This window comes from Azospirillum sp. B506 (genome assembly GCF_000333595.1).
Classification (GTDB): domain Bacteria; phylum Pseudomonadota; class Alphaproteobacteria; order Azospirillales; family Azospirillaceae; genus Azospirillum.
Genome location: NZ_BADK01000642.1, coordinates 1 through 8,182 on the forward strand (window position 1 = coordinate 1; position 8,182 = coordinate 8,182).

The following is an 8,182-nucleotide window of genomic DNA, read 5'->3' on the forward strand; positions in this document are numbered from 1 at the left end:
CTGGGCTTGCGCACCGCGACCCTGTTGGCCGAACTCGGCGCCCGTCACCTTGTCCTGGTCGCGCGCCGACCGCCGGCGGCGGATGCCGAAGCGGCCATTGCCGCGCTGGAAGCGGCGGGCTGCCGGGCGCAGGTCATCCAGGCCGATATCGCCGATGCCGCGGCGATGCAGGCGCTGGTAAGCGGCCTGTCCGAGGGGGCGGCACCGCTGGCCGGCATCATCCATGCTGCAGGCACGCTGGCCGATGCCACGCTGGACCGGCAGGATGCCGGCAGCTTCGATACCGCCGGCCGGGGCAAACTGCTGGGTGCGCTGGTGCTCGATGCAGTGACGCGCGATCTCGACCTTGATCTGTTCGTGCTGTTCTCCTCCGCGGCGGCACTGATCGGATCGGCGGGGCAGGCCAGCTATGCCGCGGCCAATGCGGCGATGGAAGCACTGGCTGCCCGCCGCGCCGCCGCCGGGCAACCGGCCCTGGTGATCCAGTGGGGTGCCTGGGCAGATGGCGGCATGGCCCATCGGCTGGGCGATCAGGCGCAGCGGCGCCTGGGCATGCGCGGCATGCGGCCCCTGCCGGCCGACGATGCCTGCCGCTTTCTGGCGGCGGCCCTGGTCCGGCCGGTGGGCACGCTGGCGCTGCTCGATATCGGCTGGGCGGATTATGCCGCCACCTTGGAACGGCCGGACCCGCTGCTGTCGGTGCTGGTCCCTGCGGCACGCCGGACTGCGGATGGCGACGGGTTGCGGAACAGCCTGATCGTGGCACCGGAGGCGGGCCGGCGTGCCCTGTTGGCCACCCATGTCCGCGCCGCGGTGCGCCGTGTCCTGGGACTTGCCGAAACCGATCCGCTCCGTGACGATCAGCCGCTGAGCGCCCTGGGTTTCGACTCACTGGCGTCGATCGAATTGCGCGATGCCCTGGCGCGCAGCACCGGCCTGTCGTTGCCGGCGACCGTCGCCTACAGCCATCCCACGGTCGAGGCGCTGACCGGCCATATCGCCGACCGGCTGCTGCCGGAAATCGCCGGGGCGGCGGCGCCTGCCGCCGTGCCCGCGGCCCGGCCGGCACCCGCCAATATCAATGCCGGTACCGCCGATGCCATCGCCATCATCGGCATCGGCTGCCGGCTGCCCGGCGGGATCGACGATCCCCGTACTTTCTGGTCGCGACTGATGGCCGGTACCGATGCGGTTACGGAAATCCCGCGGGACCGTTGGGAGATCGATGCCTGGTACGATCCAGACCCGGCTGCCCCCGGCAAGATCAGCACCCGCTGGATGGCCAGCCTGGCCGATATCGACCGGTTCGATGCCGGCTTTTTCGGCATCGCCCCGCGCGAGGCACGCGCGCTCGACCCGCAGCAACGGCTGCTGCTGGAGGTGGCGTGGGAAGCGCTGGAAGATGCCGGCCTGCCTGCCGACGATCTGCGCGGCAGCCGGACCGGGGTGTTCATCGGCATCAGCGCGTCGGATTATGCCCGCCGACAGCTTCTGTCCAGCGATCCCAGGGCGATCGACGCCTTCGCCGGCACCGGCACCCAGTTCAGTGCCACGGTCGGGCGGATTTCCTACACGCTGGGTTTCCAGGGACCGAACATGGCGATCGATACCGCCTGTTCATCCTCGCTGGTCGCCATCCATCTGGCCTTCCGCAGCCTGCGCGACGGCGAAAGCGATGTGGCGCTGGCCGGGGGCGTCAACCTGATCCTGTCGCCCGAAAACACGGTCTATTTCAGCAAGCTGGGCGCCATGGCGCCGGATGGCCGGTGCAAGCCGTTCGATGCCCGCGGCGACGGTTATGTCCGCGGCGAGGGTTGTGGCATCCTGGTGCTGAAGCGGCTGGCCGATGCGCTGGCCGATGGCGATCCGGTCGTCGCCGTCCTCCGCGGCTCGGCGGTCAACCAGGATGGCCGCAGCCACAGCTTCACCGCACCCAACGGTGCCGCGCAGAGCGATGTCATCCATCAGGCCTTGGCTCGGGCACGTCTGGACCCGGCGGCAATCGGCTATGTCGAGGCGCATGGCACCGGCACCGCCCTGGGCGACCCGATCGAAGTCGAGGCGCTGGGACAGGTCTTCGCGCCGCAGCGCGATGCCGCGTCGCCGCTGCTGCTGGGTTCGGTCAAGAGCAATATGGGCCATCTGGAATCCGCCGCCGGGGTGGCCGGCGTGATCAAGGCGGCCCTGATGGTGCGGCATGGCATGATCCCGCCCACCCTGCATTTCCGCACCCCCAACCCGCGCATTTCCTGGGACGACCTGCCGATCCAAGTCGCCGCAGAATCCCAACCCTGGCCTGGCACCAGCCGGCGCGCAGCCGGGGTCAGCGCCTTCGGCTGGGCCGGCACCAATGCCCATGTCATCGTCGAAGAGGCGCCGGAAAGCACCGCCAACGAACCGATGCCCGAGGCCGCTGCCCCTCGCCTGCTGGTCCTGTCGGCGCGCAGCGAACCGGCCCTGCGTGCCCTGGCCGGCGCTCTGGCCCAGCACCTCACCGGCCCGGCCGCCCCGGCGCTGGCCGATGCCTGCTTCACCGCCGCCTGCCGGCGCAGCCACCATCCCGTGCGTGCCGCCGTGCTCGCCGACGACCGTCCCGGCCTGGCCCAGGCCCTGACCAGCCTCGCCGCCGGCACCGCCGACGAACGCACCGCCCCGCCGCCGGCCACCCCCGCCCTCTCCCCCGGCGCCCCCGGCATCGTCTTCATCTTCCCCGGCCAGGGGTCGCAATGGCTCGGCATGGGCCGCGACCTGCTGGCCCGCGAACCGGTCTTCCGCACCGCCCTGGAAACCTGCGATGCGGCAATCCTCGCCGAGACCGGCTGGTCGGTGATCGCCGAACTGCAAGCCGCCGAGGCGGACGCCCGCCTGGGCGAAACCGCCGTGGTCCAGCCGGTGCTGTTCGCCCTGCAGGTCGCGCTGGCCGCCCTCTGGCGCTCCTGGGGCATCGTGCCCGCCGCCGTGGTCGGCCATTCCATGGGCGAAACGGCAGCCGCCCATGTCGCCGGCGCGCTGTCGCTGGCGGCGGCGGTGCGGGTGATCTGCCGACGCTCCCGCCTGCTCGACCGGCTGCGCGGCCAGGGGGCGATGGCCCTGGTCGAACTGTCGCTGGCCGAGGCCCAGGCCCGGCTGGCCGACTGGCCGGGGGTCGAGGTGGCGGCCAGCAACGGGCCGCGGCTGACCGTGTTGTCCGGCGCCGCCGCCGCGGTCGCCGCGCTGGTCGCCGACCTGTCGGCGGCCGGGCTGTTCGCCCGGCTGGTGCCGGTGGCGGTGGCCTCGCACTCGGCCCAGGTCGATGGCATCCTGGATGAACTGGCGACGACGCTGGGGCCGCTGGACTCGCAGGCACCGCGCTGCACCCTGTGGTCGACGGTCAGCGGCCGGCCGGTGACCCGGGCCGCGGCACTGGAGGCGGACTACTGGTGCGCCAATCTGCGCCGGCCGGTGCTGCTGGCGCCGGTCGTGGCCGATCTCGCGGCCCAGGGCCACCGCGTGTTCATCGAGATCAGCCCGCATCCCGTGCTGGTGCCCGCCGTCCAGGAGACGGTGGGTGCCGCCGGGCTGGTGCTGGCCTCGATGCGGCGGGACGGCGGCGAGCGGGCAGGCCTGCTGCGGGCCGCAGGGCTGCTCTACAGCCAGGGCGCCGCGCTGAACTGGTCGGCGATCCAGCCGGCAGGGCGCTGTGTCACCCTCCCATCCTATCCCTGGCAGCGCGAACGATTCTGGCTGGAAACACCCCAGCCCCAGTCCGCGCACCTGCCGGGCAAGCCGCTGTCCGGCACGGCGGCGCTGCTCGGCCGGCGGCTGTCATCGCCGCTGGCGACTGTCGAATTCGCAACCCTGTTGCGGGCCGACGAGCCGGCCCTGCTGGCCGGCCACAAGGTCGACGGGCGCACGGTGGTGGCCGGAGCCGCCTTCGCCGCGATCGTCTCGACCGCCGCGCGCCGTGTCGGCAAGGGTGCGCCGCACCGGCTGCGGGGGCTGCGCCTGGAACAATCGCTGGTGCTGGAAGCAGACCGGCCCTGCCGGCTGCGTACCGTGCTGATCCCGCAGGATGACGCACCGGGCTGGACCGTGCGGATTTACAGCGCGCCGGGAATCGCGTCGGATGATGACGGGGCGGATGACTGGCAGCTTCAGGCGGACGGCAAAGTGCTGCCCGGAACGGAACTGGGCGGCAGCATGATCGACCTTGCCGCCCTCCGGGCAGGCTGCCCGGAAGAACGGAGTGGCGATGGACTATATGCGGAACTGCGCAGTCTCGGCTATCATCTCGATGCCGCTTTGCCCCGCATCGCCCGCATCGGCGGGCGCACGGGCGAAAGCCTGTGTCTGGTCGATCCGGTGGGCGGCGATTTCGGCGACGGCACCACCGGTCCCCATCCCGGCCTGATCGATTCCTGCTTTCACGCCTTCGCCGCCGCCCTGCCCGAGGGACCGGCCGCGGCCCTGGCACGCGGTCGCATTTTCGTGCCGGTCGAAATCCGTGCGGCCGATTTCGCGACGATCGGTGCCGCACCCCGGCAACTATGGGTCCATGCCCGTCTCGCCGAAGCCGACGCGGCCCGGCCGGAGGCATTTACCGGCACCCTGACACTGGCCGACGATGCCGGCACGGTGCTGGCGACCCTGGACATCGCCGTGCGCAGCGTGCAGCGCGCGGCCTTGCTCGGCACCGCCGGAACCACACCGGCCGACTGGCTCTACAACGTCGCATGGCAAGCCCTGCCGCAGCCGGCACCAGCCGCCGCGATGCCGGGCCGCTGGCTGGTGCTGGCCGACCGTGGTGGTGTCGGGCTGGAATTGGCGGCCCAACTGTCGGCAGCCGGCGCCACCGTCGATCTTCTGCCGGCGGCGGACCTGGTGCCGGATGACGATAGCGGCGACTGGCAGGCACCGTTGCCCGGCCTTGCCGCCCGGCTGGCATCCGGTCCGCCGCTGCGCGGCATCGTCCATCTGCCGGCCCTGGATGTGGATTCGGATGCGTTCGACCCTGCCGCCGCCGACCCCCTCTGCGGCACCATCGTCCGGCTGCTGCGGACCCTTGGCGGCGCAACGCCGCGGCTGTGGCTGGTCACCCGCAATGCCACCGCCGCCCATGGCGAGCGGGTGGCGCCGGTGGCGGCGGCGGCGTGGGGCCTGGGTCGCGTCCTGGCCCATGAACATCCCGGACTGCGCCCGAGCCTTGCCGATCTCGCTGGCGGCCCCGATGACAGCCCGGATCAGGCCGGGCCGTTGGCACGCCTGCTTTTGGCGGATGGGCCGGAAACGCAGATACGCCTCGGCCCCGGCGGGGCACAGGGGGCGCGGCTGGTGCGCGGCCTGCCGGCCGGTGCGGTCCGGCCGGTGCCGGTCCGCGGCGATGGCCGCTATCTCATCACCGGGGGGACCGGCGCACTTGGCATTGCCATCGCCGAATGGCTGGCCGGACAGGGGGCGGGAGCGCTGACGCTGATCGCCCGCAGCATCCCGGCCGGCGCCGCGGCCGACCGGATCGCCCAGCTGCGCGCCCGCGGCATCCGGGTCGACATCCTCCATGCCGACCTTGCCGACGGCCCGGCGGTCGCTACGGCACTGGAGGCCATCCGGGATGATGCCCGTCCGATCCGTGGCGTCGTCCACGCGGCCGGTATACTGGCCGATGGCCGGTTGATGGACATGGACCGGCCACGCTGGCGAGCGGCCCTGGCGGCGAAGGCCGGCGGGGCACTCCATCTGGACCGGCTGAGCCGGGACTGGCCGCTCGATTTCTTTGTCCTGTTCTCCTCGGCGGCGGCCCTGCTCGGCCCGCCGGGACAGGCGAACTATGCCGCGGCCAATGCGGTTCTCGACGCGCTTGCCGCCGGACGCCGGGCGGCTGGACTGCCGGCACTCAGTCTGGCCTGGGGGGCGTGGGGTGAGGCCGGCCTGGCCACTTCGGCGGTGGCCGATGGCAGCCTGGCCGCCGCCGGCATCCGCGCCATCGCGCCGGAAGACGGGGTGCGCGCCTTCGCCGATCTGCTTGGCCACGATGCCGCGCACCTGGCCGTCATGCCGATGGATGGCAGGCTGTGGACCGCGGCCTTCCCGGAAGCGCGAACCATCCCCTTCTATGCCGCGTTGACGGTCGGCACCGCTGCCGCGCCGGCCAGCCGGATGCAGGCGCTGGCAACCGGCACGGCTGCCGAACGGCTCGCCCTGCTGGAATCGGCGGTCTGCGACCATCTGGCTCAGGTCGCCGGCTTGCGGCCGGAACAGATCGGTGCCGCCGCCGACGTCAATGCGCTGGGCATCACCTCGGTCATGGCGCTGGAACTGTCCCGCCGCCTGGGGGCGGAACTGGGCATCAAGGTGCCGGGAACCCTGGTGTGGAGCAATCCATCGCCCCGCGATATGGCCCGGCGGCTGGCGGGGCTGCTGAACCTGCCGGAGGAAAGTGCGTCACAAAAGGGGACGCTGGCAGCAACGGTTTCCGGCAGCCTGGCGGCACCGGCAGGGCCTTCCGCAAACCGGCCGCCGCGCCGTGCGGCTGCGGCAGCCCGGCGCCACGGCAGCGCACTGGCCGATGTACTGATGAGCATCGACGGGCCGGATGACGGCCCGGACCAACCCTCCGACGATCCAGGGAATTGAGGCCTAAGTGGACGACAACGATCTGTTTAATCAGGTGGCACGCCTGCCGCGGGAAAAGCTCGTCCGTGTCGTCGAGGAACTGCATGGCCGCCTGACCGCGCTGGAAGAGGCGCAGACCGAACCGCTCGCCATCATCGGCATTGCCTGCCGCTTTCCCGGCGGTGCCGACACGCCGGATGCCTATTGGGCGCGATTGGCGGCCGGGTTCGATGCCGTGCGCGCCCTGCCCGAAGACCGGCGGCACGCGGTGTTCGGCGCGGAGGACGACGGACGGCCGCTGTTCGGCGCCTTCCTGGAAGATGCCGCGGGGTTCGATGCCGGTTTCTTCGGCATCACCCCGCGCGAGGCACAGCGGATGGACCCGCAGCAGCGCCTGTTCCTCGAACTGGCGTGGGAAGCGCTGGAAGATGCCGGGCTGCCGCGCGACCGGCTGGGCGGCAGCCGCACCGGCGTGTTCGCCGCCCTGTGCGACAATGCCTATGTCACCCGCCAGTTCGCCGCGGGGGTGGAGGTCGATCTTTATTCCGGTGTCGGCGCATCGGCCAGTGCGCTGGCCGGGCGTCTGTCCTATCTGCTCGATCTCGGTGGGCCGAGCTTTGCGGTGGACACCGCCTGCTCCTCCTCGCTGGTGGCGCTGCATCTGGCCGGTCGCAGCCTGCGGGTGGGCGAAACCGATATGGCGCTGGTCGGTGCTGCCAATATTTTCTGCTCGCGCGCCGGCATCGAACCGTTCGAACGCATGGGACTGCTGTCACCCGACCATGCCTGCCGGACCTTCGATGCCGGGGCCGACGGCTTCGTCGGCGGCGAAGGGGGCGGTGCGGTGGTGCTGAAACGGCTTTCCGATGCGCTGGCCGATGACGACCGCATCCACGCAGTCATCCGCGGCACTGCGGTCAATCATTGCGGCCGGTCCGCCGGCTTGACCGCACCGAACGGCCGGGCGCAGGCGGCGGTGATCCGGGCGGCGCTCGACGATGCCGGCCTGCCGCCCGATGCCATCGGCCTGATCGAAGCACATGGCACCGCCACCCGCCTGGGCGACCCGGTGGAGGTTGAAGCGCTGGCCGAAGCCCTGGGCCGACCGCCGGCCGGGGCACCGCCGCGGCTCGCCGTCGAGGAGTTCCGCTCGCAGAACGGATTGCGCCGCAAGGGAGACCGTCAGGTCACCCTGACCGACCAGCAGCTGTCGGAACTCAACTCCCGCCTGGTCATCGCCCGGTCCGATCTGGCGCAGAAGCAGGCGCGGCTGGATCAGGCGCGCTCCGTGCTGCGGTCGCGCGGAAGTGCGGAATCGACGACGGATGTGCTGCAGTCCCCGCTGATCCAGCGGCTGCGGGAACAGGAATCGAGTCTGCTGCGCGAGATGTCGGACGCCCTGAAGATTTACGGCGACCGCCACCCGCGGCTGGTCGGACTGCGCGCCGAGCTGAACGGTGTCCGTGGAACGATCGGTGTGGAGGTCGAAAAGATCTCCTCCTCCTTCGCCAACGACGTGGAGGTGGCGGCGGCCGGCGTGAAGTCGCTGGGACGCCAGCTCGACGGCGTCCGGCAGCAGGCCCACACGGGCGGG

2 protein-coding genes are annotated in these 8,182 nt (G+C 71.8%); both read left to right on the plus strand.

Features of this window, described 5'->3' with window-relative positions:
- Positions 1–6 precede the first annotated feature (6 nt).
- The gene (locus tag I71_RS19040; RefSeq protein WP_244433921.1) at positions 7–6,609 is read left to right on the plus strand and encodes a type I polyketide synthase; all 6,603 of its coding nucleotides are present in this window, start codon (positions 7–9) and stop codon (positions 6,607–6,609) included.
- Positions 6,610–6,616: 7 nt separating this feature from the next.
- On the plus strand, positions 6,617–8,182 hold a 1,566-nt coding region (locus I71_RS19045; RefSeq protein ID WP_280109899.1), incomplete at its 3' end, for a beta-ketoacyl synthase N-terminal-like domain-containing protein.